The sequence below is a fragment of the Devosia sp. LC5 genome (assembly GCF_000735585.1).
Taxonomy (GTDB): domain Bacteria; phylum Pseudomonadota; class Alphaproteobacteria; order Rhizobiales; family Devosiaceae; genus Devosia.
The window spans coordinates 1-19,691 of the sequence record NZ_JNNO01000024.1 but is presented as its reverse complement, the minus strand read 5'-3'; the positions used below and the strand labels follow the sequence as shown (position 1 = coordinate 19,691).

Sequence of the window (19,691 nt, the reverse complement as noted above, 5' to 3'; positions counted from 1 at the left end):
GCTCGCGGCCCGCCACAAAAATAGGCTAGAACTCCAGGGAGGCTGGACACCGGCCTGCGATGCAAAGGAACCCTCAAGAATGCAGAACACCCTCGTCAAAGCCCTGGCGCTGGCGATCTCCGCGACGGCCCTGCTCTCGGCCGCTCCTGCCATGGCCCAGTCCAAGACCCTGACCATTTCCTGGTGGGGTTTTAACGGCGACAAGCTCGAATCCATCATCCTGGCGCCGTTCCGCGAGCAGTGCGACTGCGAGATCGTGTTCGAGACCGGCAATAATGGCGAGCGCTTGAACAAGATTCAGATCCGCAATGGCGGCGGCGTCGATGTCGCCTATTTCTCTGACAGCTATAGCCAGCAGGGCATCGAAGCCGGCCTGTTCCAAAAGATCGATCCCGCCAAGCTGCCAAACCTGGCCGGCCTCTACGACCTCGCCAAGGACCCGCAGGGCGGCTACGGCCCGGCCTATTCCATCGGCCGCGTCGGCATTGTCTATGACTCCACCAAGGTCACCACCCCGATCACCTCGTGGAATGATTTGTGGCGCGAAGACCTGGCATCCTCGCTGTCGCTGCCCGGTATCACCACCACGGCGGGCCCGATGGTCGTGCTCAAGGCTGGCGACCATGCCGGCGTCGATGCCTATGCGGATGCCGATGGCGCATTCACGGCCCTCGAAGAACTCAAGCCCAACGTGGTCAAGAACTACAATACCGGCTCGGAAATGATCAATCTGTTCTCGACCGGCGAAATCTCCGCCGCCATCGCGCAGGACTTCACCCTGGCCCAGATCCAGGCCGCAGTTCCCACCACTGTCTGGGCTGACCTGTCGGAAGGCTCGATCGCCACCCTCAACACCGTCAATATCCCGACTGGTGCCGCCGAGCCCGAACTGGCCTACCAGTTCATCAACTTCATCCTCAGCCCCGAAATCCAGCAGCAGCTGGCCGAACAGGGCGTCGATGCTCCAGTCAACACCGCCGTTACGCTCGAGCCCGAGCAGGCTGCGCTGTGGACCTATGGCGCCGACGTCATCGCCGGACTGCAGCGCGTCGACTACACCAAGCTCAACGCCGCCAAGAGCGGCTGGATCGATCGCTGGAACGAACTGTTCGGCATGTAATGTGAAGGCGCGCGCGCACTATGCCCGCGCGCCAATTTCAAAGTAGACCTCATGGTGAGCTTGTCGAACCACGAGGTCGTGGCCTTATGCTAAGGTTCGGCCTCGTCCTTCGACAAGCTCAGGATGAGGCCGAACCACAAGCCAGTATTGTTAACAAGGTTATCCCATGAAACGCTTCGCCGGATGGAGCCTTGCCTCCCCCGCGACGCTCGCCGTCGTCATCTTCCTGGTGCTGCCAGTCGTCGCGACCATCATCACTACCTTCCTCACCCCGGCGGGGCCGCTTGCGCCCTATATCGGCTTCTTCGGCAGCGGCTTCCGGCGCACCGTTCTGTGGCGCACCATTCAGGTTTCGCTGATCACCACCGTGATCGCGCTGTTTATCGGCTTCATCACCGCCTATGTCGTGTCGCGCTCGCCCGGCTGGCTCAAATCCATCCTGATCATCGCCGCGGTCTTCCCGCTCTTGACCGGCGTCGTCGTCCGCTCCTTCGCCTGGATGATCATCCTGGGCAAGAACGGCATCCTCAATGGCATGCTGGTGGGCACCGGCATCATCGGCGAGCCCATGACCATGCTCTATACGCAAGGCGCCGTTATCGTCGCCATGGTCTATCTCTTCGTGCCGCTGATGGTGCTCACCCTGGTCGGCGTACTCGAATCCATCCCCGATGACCTGATCCAGGCCTCCGCCTCGCTGGGCGCCAAGCCCATGGCCACCTTCACCCAGGTCATCCTGCCGCTCGCCGTTCCCGGTCTCATCGTCGGCGCCGTGTTGGTCTTCACCGGCAGCTTCACCGCTTATGCGACGCCCCAATTGCTGGGCGGGGAAAGCCAGATGGTCATGGGCACGCTGATGTACCAGCAGGCCATGGTCACCTTCGATTGGGTTTCGGCCTCCACCATCGCCGCCATCATGGTTGTCATCACCATAGCCATCGTGCTGCTGATGACCCGTATGGCCAAGCGTCTCAACCCCATGGCCGTCTGATGACCACCAAACTCCACCCGGCCCTCATCGCCTTCACCGCCCTGGTCTTTGTGTTCCTCATCGGCCCGCTGATCATCGTGGTCGGCGCCGCCCTCAGCGATACGACCTACCTCACCTTCCCGCCCCAGGGCCTCTCCCTGCGCTGGTTCGAGAATATCTTTGCCATTTCGGCCTTCCGCCGCACCATTCTGACCAGCCTGCAGATCGCGTTCCTCTCGACCTTCATCGCCTTGCTGATCGGCATCCCCGCCGCCTACGCGCTCAACCGCTACCGCATCCAGCTCCCCGGCTGGCTCTCGACGCTCTTCGTGCTGCCGATCCTCGTGCCCGAACTGGTTCTGGGCTTCTCCCTGCTCAAAAACGTCGCCGTGCAGTTCAACGCACCCATCTACCTCTCCTTGGTCGTCGGCCATTCCCTGCTCGTGCTGCCCTATGTGGTCCGCGTCATCAGCGCCTCGCTCGCCTCTTTCGATTTCTCCATCGAAGAAGCCGCGATCAGCCTGGGCTCGCCCCCGCTCAAAACCTTCTTCACCATCCTTTTGCCCAATGTGCGCTCCGGCGTCATCGCGGCCTTCATCCTGTCGTTCATCACCTCGATCAACGACGTGTCGATCTCGATCTTCCTGACGGGCCCCGGCATCTCCACCCTCCCCATCCAGATTCTCGCCCATATGGAGCAGTTCTTCGATCCGACCGTCGCGTCGGTCTCGGTGCTGCTCATGGCGCTCACCGTGGCCGTCATGGCCATCGTTGAGCGCACCCTGGGCCTGACCTTCCTTGCCAAGTGAGCCAGCTGTGACCCAAAATCTCTCCATCCAGAACATCACGGCGCATTATGGCTCCACCAAAGTTCTCGAAAACCTGTCGCTTGAGATAGCCGAAGGTGAACTCGTATCGCTCTTGGGCGCATCAGGATGCGGTAAGACGACAACCCTCCGCCTCGTCGCCGGCTTCCTCGAACCCACCTCCGGCACCATCGAATTGGGCGGCAAGGACCTCACCCGCCTGCCCGCCCACCAGCGCAATATCGGCCTTGTTTTCCAGAATTACGCCCTGTTTCCGCACCTCTCAGTCGCCGAAAACGTTGCTTTCGGCCTCAAGCAGCGTGGCATTTCCGGCGACGCCAAGACCAAGCGCGTCACCGCCATGCTCGAACGCGTCGGCCTCGACCACCTCGCCACCCGCCTCCCCGGCGCCCTGTCCGGCGGCCAGAAGCAGCGCGTGGCGCTCGCCCGTGCGTTGGTCATCGAGCCCCCGCTGCTGATGTTCGATGAGCCCCTGTCCAACCTCGATGCCAAGCTGCGCGTCGACATGCGGGTGGAAATCCGCAAGCTGCAGCAGGCCAATGGCACCACTTCGGTCTATGTCACCCACGATCAGGAAGAAGCCTTCTCGATCTCGGACCGCGTCGCCATCATGCATGCGGGTCGCGTCATGCAGCTCGACACCCCCGAAGTGCTCTACCAGCGCCCCGCCAACGCCTTCGTCGCCCGTTTCGTCGGCTTCGAAAACCTCATCCCCATGAGCGTCACCGCCCGCGACGGCGCCATAGTGACCGCCCAAATGACCGGCGGCGCCAAGCTCACCCTGAGCCAGGACGATTTCGGCCCCATCCCCGATAGCTTCATCCTCGCCTGCCGCGCCGACGGCCTTGCCGTCACCGACACCGCCGGCACCGACGGCATCCCGACCATGCTGGGCCTGCGCACCTATCTCGGCCGCGCCTACCAGTATCAATGCGAAACCGCGGCCGGCCCCCTCATTGCCAACGGCCCCCTGACCCGCCCTCTGGAAACCGGCGCCACGGCCAAGCTGGTGCCGGTGCCAGAGCAGTGCACCATTCTGGCGCCGGAACCGGCGGCGTGATGGCATCGTGACCACCATTCTAACCAATGCCTGGCTCCTCACCCTCGATGACGCCCTCACCGAGCACCGTGCTGGCTGGCTGCAGATCGACGGCGACACCATCACCGCCCTCGGCTCCGGCACCCGGCCGACAGTCGAAAACGCCGAAATCATCGACTGCAATGGCGATATCGTCATGCCCGGCACGGTCAACGCCCATTGCCACATGGGCATGTCGGTCTTCCGGGGCCTGGGCGAAGACGTGGACGACCGCCTCTATCGCTACATCCTCCCGCTCGAGCGCAAATTCGTCACCCCCGAAATGGTCCGCGTTGGCTCGGCCCTCTCGGCGCTTGAAATGATCCAGGGCGGCGTCACCACCGTCGCCGACATGTATTATTTCGAAACCGAAGTCGGCCGCGTCGCCGCCCAATCGGGCCTGCGCGCCATTGTCGGCCAGACGCTGGCGGACTTTGATCCGCCCGACCATAAGGATTTCGACCAAGGCTTCGCCCGCGTCGAAGAACTGGTCGATGAATTCGCCGGCCACAAGCTCGTCACCCCCTCCATCGCCCCCCACGCCCCCTATTCCACGGGCCTAAAGGTCATGGAGCGCGTCGCCCGCTGGTCCGCCGGCCACCCCGTCGTCCCGGTGCAAATGCACCTGGCCGAAAGTGCGCTGGAAGTCGCCTGGGCGCGTGACAATCACAACCAGTCCACCGTCGCTGTCGCCCGCGATGCCGGCCTGCTCAAGCCCAACCTCATCTGCGCCCATTGCCTGCAACTGGACGACGCCGACATCACCATGATGTCTGAAGCCCAGGTCTGCGCCGTCACCAACCCCCGCTCCAATGGCAAGGCCGGCCGCGGCATCGCCCCGGTCGAAAAGCTGCGCAATGCCGGCATCCCGACCGGCATCGGCAGCGACGGCGCCATGAGCGGCAATACGCTGGACCTGTTCAGTCAGTTCGCCCCCGTCTCCATGTTCGCCAAACTGCTCGGCGGTTCCAGAAAACCCCTGCCCGCCCTCGACGTTATCCGCATGGCCACCATCGAAGGCGCCCGCTCCCTGAGCCTCAATCTCAAGACCGGCTCGCTCGAAGCCGGCAAACAGGCCGACCTGATCCGCATCAGCCTCGCCGCCCCGCGCCTCCACCCGATTTACGACGCCTATTCCATGCTGGTTTTCGCCGCCATGCCAACTGACGTTACCGACACCATGGTCGCCGGCCGCTGGCTGATGCGCAACCGGCAGGTCGAAACGCTCGATCCCCACAAGACCCTGCGCGACGCCATGCAGATCGCCACCCAATTCAAGGCCGAAATGACCCGCATCGACGAGGCTGCCCGATGAGCGAACTTACCGCCATTCTCGACGCCGTCGACGCCAGTCTCGATGATAGCCTCGCCCGCCTGTTCGAGCTGATCCGCATCCCCTCGGTCTCGACCGAAACCCATTACAAGGACGATTGCCGCCGCGCCGCCGAATGGCTGGCGGGCGAGTTGGCCGACATGGGCTTTGACGCCTCCGTCCGCGATACGGCGGGCCATCCCATGGTCGTCGGCCACGGCCCCAAAATCGCGGGCCCCCATGTGCTGTTCTACGGACATTATGACGTCCAGCCCGTCGATCCCCTCGCCCTCTGGACCACGCCACCCTTCGAGCCCTCCCTGGCTCCGCAACCGGATGGCGAAACCTTCATCCTGGGCCGCGGCGCCTCCGACGATAAAGGCCAATTGCTGACCTTCATCGAGGCCTGTCGCGCCTATAAAGACGTAACCGGCACGCTGCCAATCCGCATTTCCATGCTGTTCGAAGGCGAGGAAGAAGCCGGCAGCCCCTCGCTCGGGCCGTTCCTGCAGGCCAATGCCGAAGACCTCAGGGCCGACACGATCCTGGTTTGCGACACCGACATGTGGGACCACGATACCCCCGCCATCACCACCATGTGGCGCGGTTTCGTCAGCGAGGAATTCACCATCACCGCCGGCGACCGGGATCTGCATTCCGGCATGTTCGGCAGCGCCGCCCGCAATGCCGCCCAGCTGATCGGCACGATTATCGGCAAGCTGCGCAGCGATGATGGCGCTGTGGCCATCCCCGGCTTCTACGATGGCGTGCAGGAGGTCCCCACCGCCATCATCGACCAATGGAACCGCCTGCCCTTCGACGCCGAAAAATTCCTGGCGGACGTCGGCCTATCCGTCCCCGCCGGAGAAACCGGCCGCTCGGTGCTCGAACAGGTCTGGGCCCGCCCCACCTGCGAAATCAACGGCGTGTGGAGTGGCTATACCGGCGATGGCTTTAAGACCGTCATTCCCGCCCAGGCCAGCGCCAAGCTCAGCTTCCGCCTCGTCGCCGGGCAAGACCCCGACCGCATCCGGGCCCTGTTCCGCCAATTCGTAACCGATCTGCTACCGGCCGATTGCAGCGTCACCTTCAAGGCCTATGCCGCCGCGCCCGCCCAGATCATGGATCTCGATGGCCCCCTGCTCACCAAGGCCCGCGCCGCCCTCACCGACGAATGGAACCGCGAAACCGCCCTGGCCGGCACCGGCGGGTCCATCCCCATTCTGGGCGAGTTCAAGAAGCGCCTCGGCATGGATTCCATGCTGATCGGCTTCGCCCGCTTCGACAACCGCATCCACTCGCCCAACGAGAAATACGATCTCTCGAGCTTTCACAAAGGCATCCGCTCCTGGGTGCGCATCCTTCACGCCTTCAAGGAGTAGACCACTTGGCCCTCACCCGCTTTTCCGTCGCCCCGCTCTGGCAGCAGACCCAGGTCCTCGCAGCCGTCGCGCGCGGCGCGGCTCCCGCCGATCTGGTCATCACCGGCGCCCGCATGCTCTCGACCTATTCCGAGCGCATCGCTACCGATAAGGAAATCTGGCTGGTCGGCGGTCGCATCGCCGCCATCCACCCCGCCGGCACCTACAAAAAGGCTCCTGCGCCCAAGGCCGTCTACGACGCCAAGGGCGGCATTATCGCGCCGGGTCTGGTCGATCCCCATATCCATATCGAAAGCTCGATGGTCACCGCCTGCGCCTATGCGGAAGCGGCGCTGCTCAATGGCACTACCACCATTTTCTGCGACAGCCACGAGATCGGCAATGTCATGGACGTGGCGGGCGTTGAAGCCATGCTCGAAGATGCGCGTCTTGCCCCGCTCTCGATCTTCCTGACCGTACCGTCCACCGTGCCTGCCACCTCGCCAGAGCTCGAAACCGCCGGCGGCGACCTCACCCCAGACAAGATCGGTGCGCTGTTCGACGCATGGCCCGAAGCCATGGCGCTGGGCGAAAAGATGGATTTCGTCCCCGTCGCGATGGGCGATCCGCGCAGCCATGCCATCATCGCTGAATCGCTCAAGCGTAACCGCCCGGTTTCCGGTCATATCTATGGCCGCGATTTCGTCGCGCCCTATGCAGCCTCCGGCGTCACCGATACGCATGAGGCCATCGACCGCGACATTTCTAATGATTTCATCGATGCCGGCATCTGGGTCTTCCTGCGCGGCGGCAATCCGGCAACGCCTTGGAACTCCATCGTCGAAGCCATCAAGCCTATCACCGAGCAAGGCGCCAGCCACAAGCGCTTCGCCGTCTGCACTGATGATCGCGACGCCGATGACCTGCTCACCTTCGGCCTCGATTGGGTCGTGCGCGAAGCCATTCGCTTGGGCATGAAGCCCGAGCAGGCCTGGGCCATGGGCTCACTGCACGGCGCCACCCGCTTCGGCCTGGGCGACGAAATCGGCGGCCTCGGCGGCGGCCGCCGCGCCGATCTGGTCCTGTTGGGCGACGACATGAAGCCCGTCAGCACCTGGTATGGCGGTGAACTGGTCGTTGATCAGCGCAAGGTCATGCCCCTGCTGGAGGAAACCCTCAACCAGCGCTATCGCTACCCCGAGGCGGCCTACAACACTGTGCACCTTCCCAAGGGCCTCAAGCTCACCCCCGAACTGCCCACCGCGCCGGTTACCGCCAATGCCATCGGTATCGAACTGCCGGGGATCGTCCTGCCGCACCGCAAGGTGGCCATCGAGCCGGCCAATGATTGGGCCAGTATTCTCGACAAGCACAATCTCAGCTTCGTCACCGTCATCGAGCGCCACGGCAAATCCAAGGGTGGCATCGCCCACGGCCTGCTGCAGGATTTCGGCCTCAAGAACGGCGCCGTCGGCTCCAGCGTCGGCCACGACAGCCACAATATCCTGCTCGCCGGCACCAACGAGGCCGATATGCAACTGGCCCTCGACACCATCGACACCGCCAAGGGTGGCATCGTCGTGGTGCAGGATGGCAAGGTGACCGCCTTTGTCGGCCTGCCCGTTGCCGGTCTCATTTCCGACAAACGCGTGCACGATGTCGCCGCCGAAAACCGCGCTCTCAAGACCGCTTGGGAGGCCGCCGGCTGCACCATTCCTTATATGGGCTTTAACCTCATCCCGCTTTCGGTGATCCCGGAAATCCGCATTACGGATAAAGGCCTGGTCAAGGTCCCCGAAATGGTATTGCAGCCGCTCTATGACTAATCGCCGCGTCATCATCGACACCGACCCCGGCCTCGACGACGCCCTGGCTATCCTCCACGCCCTCAATTGCGGGCGTTTCGAGGTGCTGGGGCTCACCACCATGGCCGGCAATATCGGCATCGACAACACCACGCGCAATGCCGGGCGCCTGCTCGCCGCCATGGGCCGCAGCGACATCCCGGTCATCACCGGCGCTGCCGGGCCCCTTGTGCGCAGTGTGATCGACATTTCCGACATCCACGGCAGCGATGGCCTGCACGGCCTCGCCCTGCCCGAGCCGCAGACCGCGCCGTTGGACGACGCCATCGCCTGGATGGCCGACCTGCTCCTGGCCGAACCAGCGGGCAGCGTGGATATCTTCGCCCTCGGCCCTCTCACCAATATCGCTGGTTTGATCACCCAGCATCCCAAAGCCGCCGCCCGCATCGGCCAGATCATCGCCATGGGCGGCGCCGTGGACGAGCCGGGCAATATCGGCGCCCGCTCCGAATTCAATTTCGCCACCGATCCGGAGGCCGCCGATATTGTGTTCCGCGCCGGGCCGGACCTGACCCTGGTGCCGCTCGATGTCACCCGCAAAGTGCGCGCCGACGCCACCTGGATGAACAACCTGCGCGGCACGACAGCAGGCACAATCGCCGCCGATGTCATCGCGCTGTACTTTGGCGATGGCCGGCAAAGCCGCCCTCTGCACGACCCTTGTGTCATGCTGCTGGCGCTTGACCCGAGCCTGTTCGGCGTCGAAGAACGCTATCTGGCGGTCGATCTTGGTGACGATGGCGACGCCGGGGCCCTCAAGCCAGCCCGCACCGGAACCGCGCTCCTGAAAGTCGCCATGCAGGTCAATGCCGAAGGCGCACTGGATTTGCTCGCCAAGGGCCTGACGCGCGCCTAGCGCAATTCCTGCTCCACCAGCGCCGTCCAATACCGCGCGCCCGTCACGATCGCATCATCGTTGAAATCATACCGCGAATTGTGATGCAGCGCTCCGTCCACCGCCGGCCCATTGCCCAGCCACACATAGGCGCCCGGCACGGCCGACCCGAAAAACGCAAAGTCATCGCCCGCCGTCGAGGGCGGGAAATCCGTAACGACGGTCCTACCGGTTGCGACCTGCGCCGCAGCTAATGCCCGCCGCGTCGCATCCATATCATTCACTACCGGTGGGATGCGGCGCAGGAATTCGTACTCCGCCTCGATCGCGAACGTTGCCGCCACACCCTGTGCCAATCTGCCGATTTCGTCTTCCAACTGATCCCGCACCGCAGCCGAATAGGCCCGCGCCGTGCCCCCGATCCGCACGATATCGGGGATGACATTGAGCGCCTTGAAATCCCCCGCGCTCACCGCGCAGGCACTCACCACCGCCGGCTGCAATGGATCGACCCGCCGCGCTACGATCGTATGCAGCGCCAGCAGAAACTGCCCTGCCGCCGTCACCGCGTCACGCCCCAGATGTGGCTTGGCCCCATGTGTGCCAATACCCCGGAACACCACTTCCCAGCTATCCGAGGAAGCCAGTTGCGGCCCCGCCACCACCGCCATTTCGTCGGTCGCCAGCCCCGGCATATTGTGCAGCCCATAAGCCGCATCCACCGGAAACAGCTCGAAAAATCCCTCGTCGATCATGGCCTTGGCCCCGCCGCGCCCTTCCTCGGCCGGCTGGAACACGAAATGCACGGTTCCGGAAAAATTCCGCGTCCGCGCCAGGTGCCTGGCCGCCGCCAGCAACATCACCGTGTGCCCGTCATGCCCGCAGGCATGCATGGTGTTGGGCACGCTCGAGCCATAGTCCCGCTCGGCCAGTTCGGGCATGGCCAGCGCATCCATATCGGCCCGCAGTGCAATCCGCCGCGTGCCATTGCCCACTTTGAGCGTGCCCACCACGCCGGTCTTGCCCAGCCCGCGATGCACCGCAATGCCTGCCTGCTCCAGCTGCTCGGCCACGATGGCGCTGGTGCGCACTTCCTCAAAGCCAAGTTCGGGGTGAGCATGCAGATCGCGCCGCAGCGCGATCATGGCGTCGAGATCGAAAGGGTCATTGCCGTCAGGAAGAGTCACGGGACAAGCTCGTCAAATTGGGATAGGTGACTTTTCGGCCAATCCCCTCCCGCCAGCAAGGAAAACCTCGCTTTTGTCACTGCTGCCACACCAGTTCTGGCAGGATATCCTGCCACCCCAAGCCGCCCCCGCCGGCAGCTTCATTGACGCCTATCCCGCAACGCTCCCCGACGGGCGCCAACTCCTGCTGCCCATCCGCATCCTGCCCGGCGACGGCACCAAGGCAGTCGCCTCTCTGATCATCAATCAAGCCAGCTTCACCGTCGCTGACGCTCTGGCCGATGGCCTCGCTGACCTGCTGCGCCCCTTCGCGCCGGAGATTATCATCGGCGTCCCCACCCTGGGCCTGCACCTCGCCCCAAATGTCGCCCGCCGCCTCGGCCATAGCCGCACCGTGCCACTCGGCACCTCCCGCAAATTCTGGTACGACGACGCCCTCTCCGAGCCAATGAGCTCGATCACCAGCCCCAGTCACGCCAAAACCCTGTTTGTCGATCCGCGCATGCTGCCGTTGCTCGAGGGCAAGCGCGTCGCGGTAGTCGACGACGTCATCAGCTCCGGCACCTCAATGGCCGCCGTCATGCGCCTGCTCGCCAAGGCCGGCATCGAGCCCGTCGCCATCGGCGCTGCCATGCTGCAGGGCACAAAATGGCACGAGCCAATGCAAAAATGGCGCGACAGGATTGTCGCGCCACTCAATTCGCCATTGCTGGAAAAGACCGAAACCGGCTGGGTGGCGCTGGCCTAAGCCTTACTTCCCCAGCGTGCTCGGCCAAGTACCGTGCAAATCCGTGCCACGGCCCACGATCTCAAAGCCGTGTGCACCGAAGAAATCGCGCTGGCCCTGAACCAGGTTTGCCGTGCCCTGGGCCTGGCGGTAGCTGTCGAAATAGCTCAGAGCCGCCGAGAGGCAGATCATCGGGAATTCCCCGACGGCGGCAGCAGCCACGACCTTGCGCAGGCTCGGATGCGCGTCCTTCATCAGGGTCACGAAGTCCGGCACCACCAGCAGGTTCACATTGCCACCCTTTTCATAGGCGGCCGACATCTGGTCGAGGAAGCGCGAGCGGATGATGCAGCCGGCGCGCCAGATCTTGGCAATGGTCGCCAGCGGCAGATTCCAGCCATTTTCTTCCGAAGCCTTGGCGATCACGGCAAAGCCCTGCGCATAGGACACGATCTTGCCCGCCAGCAGGGCCTTTTCCAGATCCGCCAGCGTCACGTCTGCCTTGCCGGCAGCGCGCTTGCCATAAATCGCCTCGGCCGCCACGCGCTCTTCCTTGCGCGAGGAGATCGAGCGGGCCGCAACGGCGCCCTCGATGGCCGTGGCCGGCACGCCCATCTGCTGGGCGGCAATTGCCGACCAGACGCCGGTGCCCTTCTGGCCCGCCTTGTCGAGGATCAGATCAACCAGCGGCTTGCCGGTTTCGCCATCAACAGCAGCCAGTACGTGGCCGGTGATTTCGATCAGGTAGGAATTGAGCGGGCCCTTGTTCCATTCCTTGAACACGTCAGCGCATTCGCCCGGGCTCATGCCCAGCCCATCGCGCATCACGCCATAGACTTCGGCGATCATCTGCATGTCGCCATATTCGATGCCATTGTGGATGGTCTTGACGAAGTGGCCCGCGCCGCCTTCGCCCAAATAGGCGCAGCAGCTTTCGCCGTTGAACTTGGCGGCGATGGCGGTCAGCACGGCTTCGGCATTGTGCCACTGCTCCTTGGAGCCGCCCACCATGATGGAAGGACCATGGCGCGCGCCTTCTTCGCCACCGGAAACGCCGACGCCGAGATAGCCGATGCCCTTGGGGGTCAGGTAATCAAACCGGCGCTGCGTATCGGTGAACAGCGAATTGCCGCACTCGATGATCGCGTCGCCCTTTTCCAGCAGCGGCAGTAGCTGCTCGATCATCTCGTCAACCGGCTTGCCCGCCTTGACCATGATGATGATGGAACGCGGCGCCTTCACGGCCTGCACGAACTCGGCCAGGTCGTATTTAGGAATGGTCTTGCCATCCAGGCCCTCGGCCTTGGCCTCGGCGACAAATTCGTCAATGCGCCCGGGCGACCGGTTATGGACAGCGATCGTGTAGCCTTTTTCGGCGATGTTCAGCGCCAGATTGGAGCCCATAACCGCCAGCCCGATCAGGCCGATATCCGCTGTCGACATATGTCTGTCCTTCCGAGATCGTCTTGTGCAATCCATGCACGCAGCGCATGCCGCGCGGCCGGGAACTGACCACAAACTGGGCCGATACGGAAGCCGTAATCGCGCAAAAAACGGCTATTCAACACGCTTGTATGGAAGATGCTATTGCGCGGTCGGGCGGTGCACCCTAGGTTCCGGCCATTCATGGAGGCAAGCCTTGCACACACCATCCCCGTTTGATCTCACCGGCAAACGTGCCCTCGTCACCGGATCGAGCCGCGGCCTTGGTCTGGCTATGGCCAAGGCCCTGGCCCAGGCCGGCGCGGCCATCGTGCTCAATGCCCGCGACAATGTCGCCCTCGGCGCCGCCGCGCAGGACCTGGCGGCCACCGGCGCCAGCGTCGATGCGGTTGCCTTCGACGTGACCAGCCGCGACAGCGTGGGCGACGCCATCAGCCATATCGAGGACGAAATCGGGCCGATCGACATTCTGGTCAACAATGCCGGCATGCAATTTCGCTCGAGCCTCGAAGCCTTCCCGCCCGAAAAGTTCGACCAGGTCATCGCCACCAACCTGACCTCGGTGTTCAATGTCAGCCAGCCCGTCGCCCGTCACATGATCGCGCGCGGCACCGGCAAGATTATCAATATCTGCTCGCTCCTCGCCGAGTTGTCCCGGCCCTCCATCGCCCCCTATGCGGCGACCAAGGCGGCCGTGGCAAACCTCACTCGCGGCATGGCGGTGGATTGGGCTCGGCACGGCCTCAACGTCAACGGCATCGCGCCAGGGTATTTCTCGACCGAAATGAACGACGCCCTGCTCAAGGACGCCAAGTTCAACACATGGATCGAAAGCCGCACCCCCATGGGGCGCTGGGGCCAACCCGAAGAATTGGGCGGCGCCGCCGTGTTCCTTGCTTCGGAGGCCTCGCGCTTCGTCAATGGGCATATCCTCTATGTCGATGGCGCCTTCACCGCCACCGTCTGACCAGGAGCGTTTATGTCCCTCGTCCCGGCCCGCATCATCATCGTCATGGGCGTCAGCTCGTCCGGTAAGTCCACAATCGGCCAATCCATCGCCCGCCGGCTGCATGTGCCGTTCCTTGATGGCGATGGCTACCACCCTGAAGCCAATGTCGAGAAAATGCGCGCCGGCATCCCCCTGACCGACGAAGACCGCTGGCCCTGGCTCGAGAAGCTGGCAAAGGCGCTGCATGAAGCCGCCGACCGCAAGGGCTCGGCCACCGGGGCTTGCTCGGCCCTGCGCCGCACCTATCGCGATTTCCTCGTCGAACAGGCGGGCGAGCCGATCCTCTTCGTCTATCTCGACGGCAACAAGGAGGTCGTCGCCGAGCGTATGGCCCGTCGCAAGCACGAATATATGCCGACAAGCCTGCTCGACAGCCAATTCGCCACGCTCGAAGTGCCCGATCCGGCCAGCGAAAACGTGCTGCCTGTTCCGGTGACCGACAGCGTCGAAAAGATTACCCAAACCGTGCTGAAATCGCTTGACCACCTCAAGAGCTTCAAGCGCTGGCAATAGCAGCCTATTCCGCCGCCACGGGCTTGCTGGCAAACCGCCCTTGCCCATAGGCTACCAGCGCCGCTGCAGCTACCACGACCATCGCGCCGGCCACCACCCAGCCATCCAGCCCCACGCCCAGCAACGCGATGTCGAACAGAAATGCCCAGATGATTCCGGTATATTCATAGGCTGCCAGCACCGATACCGGCGCCCGGGCAGTCGCCTCCATCATCAGAACATGCCCCATGCCGCCCAGTACCCCCGCCGCGATCAGCAGCGAAAATGCTCCCGCGTCCAGCTCGGCCCAGCCCCACAGGCTCGATGCCAGTCCCGCAAGGCTGCAGATCACCGCGAATGACAGCGCAATGCTGGCTGGCGGATCGGTCCGCGTCAGGTCCTTGACCTGTACCCGCGATAGCGCATTGGCCGCGGCCATGCCAATCGCCGCTGCAATCCCGATCAGCGTGCCATCGCGCAGTTCCGCTCCAACCAGCGCCGGAAACAGCATCAGCACGATCCCGGCAAAGCCCAGCGCCACACCCACGAACACTGTCGCTGTCGGCCGCTCGCGCAGAAATACCATCGCCGCCAAAATCGAAAAGATCGGCGCGAGATAAGTCAGCGCCGTCGCTACCCCGACCGACAGATATGCCAGCGAGATGAACGACAGCACCATGACCAGGCAGCCCAGCAGCCCGCGGATCAGGTGCTTATGGGGGTATCGGGTACGCAACGACGGCCCGATCTGTCCGCGCACCGCCATGTAGCCAACAATAGGCAACAGCGCCACGAAACTGCGCCAGAACACCAATTGCCCTACCGGCGCGACCTTGGCTGCCTCATGAATGGCGGCCGACATCGCCGCCATGGCAACCAGGCCGAAGGTTGCGAGCCACAGAGCCGCAGTGGGATTGGATTTGGTGACGGACAAGTTGTGACCTGCGGTTTGGGAGGCTACCTGACCTATCCCGATCCGCATCCGCCGTCATCCGCCTATCGGATTATTTCGGCATGCCATCACTTCGCGCCAGGCTTGCATTGAAATAGCGCTCATCGGTGCTGACATCGGTCCCCACCCAATCCGGCAACAATACCGCCTGGTCCTCGCTCTCCAGTTCCACTTCGGCAATGACCAGCCCAATATGCCGCCCCTCGAAGACGTCGATCTCCCAGATCAAACCGCCAAACGGCACAATATGCCGTCGCTTTTCGAGCACATGCGGTTCCGCCATCGCCAGCAGTTCCCGCGCGTCCTCGATGGGGATTTCGTATTCATACTCCGCCCGTGACAGCCCCCGCGCGACGCCCTTGAGGGTCAACGCCGCCCTGCGGTCGTCCTTGCTGCGCACGCGCACCGTTGCCTTGGCGTTGGACGACAAATAGCCCTGCTTGAGCAGCGCACTGCTGGTGGCAAGTGTCCTCCAGCCGTCTCCCGCCACCAAGAACTTGCGTTCGATTTCCTGCGCCACGCTATGTCTCCACCGGCAATAGTGACCAGTATTGTTCAAATCGCCGCCGCAGCATGCCCGGCTTCTCGACCGTCAATTGCCCCCCCAACGCAAAGGCCTGCCCCGCCAAGTCCGCCTGCCGGTCCACGATCACGGCCTGAGTGGCCAGCACCGCGCTCCGGGCCAGACCCGGCGCCGCTGCCAGCGTCTCATCCAGCACCGCCAGATTGTGATGGTCCCCCAGCAGTTCGCCCAAATCATCGAGCAACGCCTTGCGCCCACTCAGCAGATCAGGCGCACAGAACTCGAACAGGCCCAAATGATGCCAATGATATTTGGTGTCCTTGCGCCAGTCGTGCAGCGTCTCAGCGGTCAAATCGGCTGCCGCCGTCCGCATGCCCGCCCGCATCCGCCGATAGGTAGCTTCCAGCCCGTCCCCGATCCGCGCAAAGCCCCGCCCAGCAATCACCCAGTCATGCGCCCGTTGCTCGGCCGCCAGCATGGTGCCGGCAAAGGCAGCCAGCAATTGCTTGCGATTCCTCTCCTCCAGCCCCCCATCAATGCGGTCCCGCAGCACCTGATGTATCTGCCCCGCCAATGCCCGATCGAGCCGCGCCTTCTGCCCCCGCCCGGCGTCGAACTCCACCAGGGCGCCGAACGTTTCGAGCATCACCGTCGCATCCCGCGCCACCGCCAGCCCGTCGGCCGCATCGCGAAACGCCCTGTTCTCCGCCGCAAACGTCTTGAACTGTGGTTCGATCAGCCGCACCAGCCCCCGCAATTTCTTGCAGCGCCGCCGCAGGCCATGAACGGTCTTGTCGAAATCACTATCAAGCGCCCAGCACTCCGCCAGCGCCTTGCTGATCTGCTCGCCTGCGATCGCGCGCACCTGCTTGCCGATGCCACTTTGCTGGGTGAAACCAAATCCCATGATCCCACCTAGAATCCAAACGTCATCTGCCCGGCCGGCGCACCCACCGCAACGCCTTCCAGCGACAACATCCTGAGCTTGGATTCGGCTCCTCCCGGTGCCGAAAAGCCGCCCGGCTTGCCATCGCTGGCCAGCACCCGATGACACGGAATGACCAGCGGAATGGGGTTGGCGCCCATCGCCGCCCCCACCGCACGCGACAGGGTCACGTCGCCCAACTGCCGCGCCAGCGCCCCATAGGTCGTCGTCTCGCCCCAGCCAATTCCCAACAGCAGTGCATAAGCCCGCCGATGAAACTCCGGCACGCCGGTTAAATCGAGCCGCACCGCGCCGAAATCCACCGCAACGCCCTCCGCGTAATCCTCAATGCTATTGATCAACGCCTCAATATTCCGGTTCGGCGCGCCCGGCTGCGCGCCGCCACGATTGATCCGCTGTTCAAGTCCCTCCCGCCCCATTCCCGGCAATTGCAGCCGCGCCAATCCGGCATCGGTCCAGCCAATGCCGAACTCACCCAAAGCCGTATCGAAAATCATGGTTTCCATGGTGCAATACTATGACCGGAGCCCGCTGCTTGCCAGCGCCAAGGCGATCCTCGCACCATTCTACTGACATATCCTGTCGCAAGACTTCCCCAAACCGCATTCATGCGTCGCAGCAGGAGCAGGCAAAATGGCTAGAATCGTCGGTTACATCGCCTCCAGTCTGGATGGCTTCATCGCCACCGCGGATGAAAACCTCGATTGGCTCACCCAGCAACCCGATCTCAACCTGGGCGAGTTCGACTATCGCAATTTCATCGCCCGCATCCGCACCGTGGTCATGGGCCGAGCCACCTATGACTGGATCGCGCGCTATCCCGGCGCCTGGGAGTATGATGGCAAACGGGTGATCGTGGTCACCTCCCGTCCCATCGACAACCCCAAGGGTCCGCTCGAAACCCGTTCCGATATTCCTGCATTGATCGTTGAACTGCGCGCACTCGACGATGGCGATGTGTGGATGTTGGGCGGGGGCAAGCTGCAGATGACCTTCATGGAGCAAGGTGCGCTGGACGAGATCGAAATCTACATCATCTCCGAAATCATCGGCGGCGGCATCCCGCTGTTTCCTCCGACCGGCCTGCGGTCCAGCCCCAAGCTGATTTCGGCACAGGCGCTTGGCCCCAGTTGCGCCCGCCTGCATTATAGCCTCACCTGACCGGCGAGAGCGGCAACAGATACAAGAGGTGTTCAAGGGCGCGGCGCAATGCTAGGACCGCGCCATGCCCGGTCCCATGCCCACATTGCTCGATTATTTTCCTCCGCTCGAACCCTATCTCAACGTGCTGTATCAGGATGACGATATCCTGGTGCTGGACAAGCAGAGTGGCCTGCTCACCGTGCCCGGCAAGGACCCGTCCTTGTGGGACTGCGTCGAATATCGCGCCCGCCAGACCTGGCCCAGTGCCGGCATCGTCCATCGGCTCGACAAGGACACGTCCGGCGTCCTGGTCATGGCGCTCAACAAGCGCGCCCATGGCCGCATCGGCAGCCAGTTCGAACATCGCAAGACCACAAAGAGCTATGTCGCCCGCGTCGCCGGGTTGATCGAAGAGGATTCAGGGTTGGTCGATCTGCCCCTCGCCACCGATTGGGACAACAAGCCCCGCCAGCGTGTCGACTATGAGCATGGCCGCCCATCGCAGACCGAATGGAGCGTCATGGCACGCGAGGCCGATGTCACCCGGGTGCGCCTGCACCCCCTCACCGGCCGCACCCATCAATTGCGGGTTCACATGAAGGCTATCGGCCATGTGATTCTGGGCGATGCATTTTATGGCGATTCCGCCAGTTTTGCCGCCGCCGATCGCTTGCAACTCCACGCCGCCGAATTGGGCTTCACTCATCCCACCACAGGCGAGTTCATGGTTTTTACCGCCCCGACGCCTTTTTAGGCTCGCCGCCTATCCCTCCCCCAGATACCCGACCTCGATGCGCTGGAACAAATGTCCCGGCTTCATCGTATCGAGCCATTTGCGGAAATCGGCGACGTCCTTGAACCCGGCGCGCTGGGCCTCGGCGTCGGTCACATCGTCCGGTGACATGTCATCGATCGCCTTGATCGACAGCAGGCCAACCTTGGTCTTGAGCGTGCCGCCGGCTTTCACCGTCGGCTTGCTCCAGCGCCGGAAAATCAGATCGACCTTGCCCGCCTTGATCTCTTCGAGCAGTTCCCGCTTGAGCAGCATCTTACCCCACCACCGCCGTTGCCAGCATTTCCACGCGCAATCCCGTGGCCAGCAATTCCTTGACCACCACGGTCGCCCGCACCGGATAGGGCTGCTTGAAATATTCGGCATAGACCGCGTTCATGCCCTTGGCGTCGACGCTGTCGATCAGGAACACCTGCACCTGCACGATATTGGCCAGCGTGCCGCCGGCTGCTGTCACAGCCATCTGCAAATTCTCGATCGTCCGCCGCGTCTGCGCCTCGATGCCGCCCGCAACGATCTCGCCGGTCACCGGGTCCTCGGCAATCGCCACCAGCCAGACCTGGTTGCCCGCCTTGATGGCGTCGTTCACCGGCGAGCTTCCGGCCACGATCCCGCTATCGATACGTTCGATCATGCAACACCTGCTTTCAGAATCAACGGCACCAATTGTCATGCCCTTCGCCTTGTGACAAACACAGGCCGCCGAGCCAAGCGGGCGTGGTGGAATTGGTAGACACAAGGGACTTAAAATCCCTCGGCTTTGGCCTTGCGGGTTCGATTCCCGCCGCCCGCACCAGGCTCACGTCCCGGAGGTCGCTACCGGTTCCCTCTGTGCAGTACTGGTCAATGCCAAGCCGCCCCCCGGACGGCCGGAAACGCCGCCCGGCCGGTATGGCGTCGCGGTTATACGGTAACGGGCGGCCATTGGACCTTCCGAAACTAATAGAACGGACCAATGGCCGCCCGTCACGATCCGCTTTTATGCAGGGTCCGGTTCAGGCGGTACCATTCTTGCAGGTCCGGCTGCCGAGTTTCCAACCCCACTGGACAGGCGCCCCCATCCCACGGTCTCCCCACCCGGCCCTGCGTCGGGACCGCGTAACTGGCG

General features: G+C 63.4%; 21 protein-coding genes and 1 tRNA gene. 14 read left to right on the top strand and 8 right to left on the bottom strand.

Annotated features, from left to right (window positions below; genetic code table 11):
• Positions 1-79: 79 nt before the first annotated feature.
• From FF80_RS13615 to FF80_RS13580, 8 genes are all read left to right on the top strand, one after another.
• Complete coding sequence (locus tag FF80_RS13615) at positions 80-1,120, top strand: ABC transporter substrate-binding protein (RefSeq protein WP_035101470.1); 1,041 nt, start codon at positions 80-82, stop codon at positions 1,118-1,120.
• A 166-nt stretch (positions 1,121-1,286) separates the two neighbouring features.
• Positions 1,287-2,111, top strand: a complete 825-nt coding sequence (locus FF80_RS13610) for an ABC transporter permease (protein ID WP_035101468.1) — start codon at positions 1,287-1,289, stop codon at positions 2,109-2,111.
• A complete protein-coding gene (locus FF80_RS13605) occupies positions 2,108-2,899 on the top strand; it encodes an ABC transporter permease (protein WP_035101498.1) in 792 nt (263 codons plus the stop codon). The genes FF80_RS13610 and FF80_RS13605 overlap by 4 nt, the downstream gene beginning before the upstream one ends.
• A gap of 7 nt (positions 2,900-2,906) precedes the next feature.
• The gene (locus tag FF80_RS13600; protein ID WP_035101466.1) at positions 2,907-3,977 is read left to right on the top strand and encodes an ABC transporter ATP-binding protein; all 1,071 of its coding nucleotides are present in this window, start codon (positions 2,907-2,909) and stop codon (positions 3,975-3,977) included.
• A gap of 7 nt (positions 3,978-3,984) precedes the next feature.
• Positions 3,985-5,310, top strand: a complete 1,326-nt coding sequence (locus tag FF80_RS13595; protein ID WP_035101464.1) for an amidohydrolase — start codon at positions 3,985-3,987, stop codon at positions 5,308-5,310.
• Positions 5,307-6,689, top strand: coding sequence for a M20/M25/M40 family metallo-hydrolase (locus FF80_RS13590; protein ID WP_035101462.1), 1,383 nt, complete (start codon positions 5,307-5,309; stop codon positions 6,687-6,689). Before FF80_RS13595 ends, FF80_RS13590 begins: the two co-directional genes overlap by 4 nt.
• A gap of 5 nt (positions 6,690-6,694) precedes the next feature.
• Positions 6,695-8,494, top strand: a complete 1,800-nt coding sequence (locus FF80_RS13585; RefSeq protein WP_035101460.1) for an adenine deaminase C-terminal domain-containing protein — start codon at positions 6,695-6,697, stop codon at positions 8,492-8,494.
• Positions 8,487-9,389, top strand: coding sequence for a nucleoside hydrolase (locus FF80_RS13580; RefSeq protein WP_035101458.1), 903 nt, complete (start codon positions 8,487-8,489; stop codon positions 9,387-9,389). Before FF80_RS13585 ends, FF80_RS13580 begins: the two co-directional genes overlap by 8 nt.
• Here FF80_RS13580 and FF80_RS13575 read toward each other — a convergent pair.
• Complete coding sequence (locus FF80_RS13575; RefSeq protein ID WP_052153578.1) at positions 9,386-10,513, bottom strand: M20 aminoacylase family protein; 1,128 nt, start codon at positions 10,511-10,513, stop codon at positions 9,386-9,388. The two genes, FF80_RS13580 and FF80_RS13575, sit on opposite strands and share 4 nt — an antisense overlap.
• A 115-nt stretch (positions 10,514-10,628) precedes the next feature.
• Here FF80_RS13575 and FF80_RS13570 point away from each other — a divergent pair, with 115 nt between their 5' ends.
• Positions 10,629-11,303 (top strand): phosphoribosyltransferase, encoded by a 675-nt coding sequence (locus FF80_RS13570; RefSeq protein ID WP_035101454.1) that lies wholly within the window; start codon positions 10,629-10,631, stop codon positions 11,301-11,303.
• Positions 11,304-11,306: 3 nt separating this feature from the next.
• Here the strand turns inward: FF80_RS13570 and gndA are convergent, their stop codons facing one another.
• Positions 11,307-12,725, bottom strand: a complete 1,419-nt coding sequence (gndA, locus tag FF80_RS13565) for an NADP-dependent phosphogluconate dehydrogenase (RefSeq protein ID WP_035101452.1) — start codon at positions 12,723-12,725, stop codon at positions 11,307-11,309.
• 196 nt (positions 12,726-12,921) lie between these two features.
• Between gndA and FF80_RS13560 the strand changes: the two genes are divergently transcribed.
• Positions 12,922-13,692, top strand: a complete 771-nt coding sequence (locus tag FF80_RS13560; protein ID WP_035101449.1) for an SDR family oxidoreductase — start codon at positions 12,922-12,924, stop codon at positions 13,690-13,692.
• Between the two features lie 12 nt (positions 13,693-13,704).
• Positions 13,705-14,247: a gluconokinase gene (locus FF80_RS13555; protein WP_035101447.1), complete on the top strand. Its 543-nt coding sequence runs from the start codon at positions 13,705-13,707 to the stop codon at positions 14,245-14,247.
• 4 nt (positions 14,248-14,251) lie between these two features.
• Here the strand turns inward: FF80_RS13555 and FF80_RS13550 are convergent, their stop codons facing one another.
• From FF80_RS13550 to FF80_RS13535, 4 genes are all read right to left on the bottom strand, one after another.
• On the bottom strand, positions 14,252-15,160 hold the full coding sequence (locus FF80_RS13550) for a DMT family transporter (protein WP_052153576.1): 909 nt from the start codon (positions 15,158-15,160) through the stop codon (positions 14,252-14,254).
• 70 nt (positions 15,161-15,230) lie between these two features.
• Positions 15,231-15,698 (bottom strand): CYTH domain-containing protein, encoded by a 468-nt coding sequence (locus FF80_RS13545; protein ID WP_035101445.1) that lies wholly within the window; start codon positions 15,696-15,698, stop codon positions 15,231-15,233.
• Position 15,699: 1 nt separating this feature from the next.
• Positions 15,700-16,608, bottom strand: coding sequence for a CHAD domain-containing protein (locus FF80_RS13540; protein ID WP_035101442.1), 909 nt, complete (start codon positions 16,606-16,608; stop codon positions 15,700-15,702).
• An 8-nt stretch (positions 16,609-16,616) separates the two neighbouring features.
• The gene (locus tag FF80_RS13535) at positions 16,617-17,153 is read right to left on the bottom strand and encodes a methylated-DNA--[protein]-cysteine S-methyltransferase (protein ID WP_035101441.1); all 537 of its coding nucleotides are present in this window, start codon (positions 17,151-17,153) and stop codon (positions 16,617-16,619) included.
• Between the two features lie 127 nt (positions 17,154-17,280).
• Between FF80_RS13535 and FF80_RS13530 the strand changes: the two genes are divergently transcribed.
• Both FF80_RS13530 and FF80_RS13525 read left to right on the top strand, forming a co-directional pair.
• On the top strand, positions 17,281-17,808 hold the full coding sequence (locus FF80_RS13530; RefSeq protein ID WP_035101440.1) for a dihydrofolate reductase family protein: 528 nt from the start codon (positions 17,281-17,283) through the stop codon (positions 17,806-17,808).
• Positions 17,809-17,872: 64 nt separating this feature from the next.
• Positions 17,873-18,544 carry an RluA family pseudouridine synthase gene (locus FF80_RS13525; RefSeq protein WP_035101439.1) on the top strand — a complete coding sequence of 224 codons (672 nt, stop codon included), beginning with the start codon at positions 17,873-17,875 and terminating at the stop codon, positions 18,542-18,544.
• A 9-nt stretch (positions 18,545-18,553) separates the two neighbouring features.
• Here the strand turns inward: FF80_RS13525 and FF80_RS13520 are convergent, their stop codons facing one another.
• Together FF80_RS13520 and FF80_RS13515 are read right to left on the bottom strand one after the other, a co-directional pair.
• On the bottom strand, positions 18,554-18,838 hold the full coding sequence (locus tag FF80_RS13520; RefSeq protein ID WP_052153575.1) for a hypothetical protein: 285 nt from the start codon (positions 18,836-18,838) through the stop codon (positions 18,554-18,556).
• A gap of 1 nt (position 18,839) precedes the next feature.
• Positions 18,840-19,217, bottom strand: a complete 378-nt coding sequence (locus FF80_RS13515; protein WP_035101438.1) for a Rid family hydrolase — start codon at positions 19,215-19,217, stop codon at positions 18,840-18,842.
• 77 nt (positions 19,218-19,294) lie between these two features.
• On the opposite strand from FF80_RS13515, the gene FF80_RS13510 reads away from it, so the two are divergent.
• A tRNA-Leu gene (locus tag FF80_RS13510) sits at positions 19,295-19,379 on the top strand.
• Positions 19,380-19,691 lie beyond the last annotated feature (312 nt).